Annotated in this window: 2 protein-coding genes; both read left to right on the top strand. The window is 63.7% G+C overall.

Annotation, left to right across the window (positions count from 1 at the left end; translation table 11 throughout):
- Positions 1-359 (top strand): peptidoglycan-binding domain-containing protein (locus EN935_RS34445; protein WP_206534645.1); only part of this gene is annotated, 359 nt, incomplete at its 5' end.
- A gap of 131 nt (positions 360-490) precedes the next feature.
- Positions 491-1,708, top strand: a complete 1,218-nt coding sequence (locus EN935_RS34440) for a DUF459 domain-containing protein (protein WP_109659272.1) — start codon at positions 491-493, stop codon at positions 1,706-1,708.
- The last annotated feature ends 37 nt before the right edge of the window (positions 1,709-1,745 follow it).

The raw sequence follows: 1,745 nt of genomic DNA, 5'->3' as shown, positions 1-1,745 counted from the left end.
CGTTGAAGGTGCCGGACGGCCGCGGCGGGCCGGCCTTCCTGATGATCAAGAACTTCACGGTCATCAAAGCCTACAACAACGCCGACAAATATGCGCTTGCCGTCGGTCTTCTTGCCGACGAAATCGCAGGCTCCAGCGGTCTCGTGCAGGACTGGAAGCGGCCTTTCACCAAGCTCACTTTCGAGGAAAGGCAGGAACTGCAGAAGCGGCTTTCCCAGCATGGCCTTTATGACGGCAAGTTCGACGGCAAGATCGGCGACGGCTCGAAGACTGCCATCATGGCCTTCCAGGCCAAGGCCGGCTTGACCCAGGATGGCTATCCGAGCATGGAAGTGCTGAAGTGGCTCCGGCAGAAATAGAGCCACCTGCGGTGTCACGCAGCCTTCCGGGCGCGCAAAGGACACTGTAGTAATCAGGTTTGGCGCAAGGTTCTTCGCGAAAAAATCGCTGCGATTTTTCGCGGGAGCGCGCCAAGGGATGGAGGAAACGGTTGGCTTCGGCTGCGCGCATCGCAAGGCTTGTTCGTCGCGTGCCGGTGCTTGTCCTGGCCATCGTCGTGCTCGCCGTCTGTGTGGCTGGCGCCTTCCACGCGCCGGCCATGGCGCAGGAGCAGCAGCAAAATCGTGGCTGGTCGTTGCGCGACCTTCTGTTTCCGCGCCGCAGCGAGCGGATCGAGCCACCGCTTGACATCCAGCAGGCGAAACCGAGACCCAAGGCCAAGAAACCCCGCGCCCCTCGCCCGCCAGCCGAGCCGGAAACCCCGGTGGTAGACAAGGCGCCGGACGCCCGCGTCGTCCTGGTGGTCGGCGACTTCATGGCGGCGGGCCTCGCCGAAGGCCTGGACACCGCCTTTGCCGAGAATCCCGGCGTCAGGATCGTTGCTCGCTCCAATGGTTCGTCCGGCTTCGTGCGTGATGATTTCTACAACTGGCCCGAACAGATCAAATCGCTGATCGAGACCGAAAACCCGACCGCCGTGGTCGTCATGCTGGGTTCCAACGACCGTCAGCAGATGAAGGTGGGGGATGTGCGCGAGCAGCCTTGGTCCGAGAATTGGACCAAGGAATATGAGCGTCGCACCGATGCACTCGGCAAGGTCATCGCCACTGCGAAAGTGCCTTTCCTGTGGGTCGGCATGCCAGCGTTCCGGGTGCCGAAGATGACCTCCGACATGCTGGCCTTCAACGACATCTACCATAAGGCGGCCGAAAGCCATGGCGGCGAATTCGTCGACGTCTGGGACGGGTTCGTCGACGAGAACGGCGCCTTCATCACCAGCGGCCCCGACATGAACGGCCAACCGGTGCGGCTGCGCGCCGATGACGGCATCAATGTCTCGAAGGCAGGCAAGCGCAAGCTCGCCTTCTATACCGAAAAACCACTGTTGAAGATCCTCGGCCTGTCCGCGCCGGGAAGCGTGGTTACGGCTTCCGCGCCAGCGGGCGCTCCCGTGGAGACGCCGGCGCCGGCCGCAGCCCCCATCGTCATCGACCGCACCGCGCCAATGCTGCTCAGCGATCCGGCGCTCGACGGCGGCTCCGAGTTGCTTGGCGCGGCACCACTGGCGAAGGCCGATCCGGACCTGCCCGGCGAAAGGCTGGTGGTGGAGGGCAAGGCACCCGTGGCTTCGCCCGGCCGCGCCGACGATTTCTCCTGGCCACCCAAGGCTGCAGCCGCGACCGACACCACGACGGCAATCAATCGCTAAAAACGCTCAGCGCGGGAGAACGCTCGCCCCCATCAAC

The organism is Mesorhizobium sp. M7D.F.Ca.US.004.03.1.1 (assembly GCF_003998635.1).
Classification (GTDB): domain Bacteria; phylum Pseudomonadota; class Alphaproteobacteria; order Rhizobiales; family Rhizobiaceae; genus Mesorhizobium; species Mesorhizobium loti.
The sequence above is the reverse complement of the archived record's forward strand: the minus strand, read 5'-3'. Positions and strand labels throughout refer to the sequence as shown.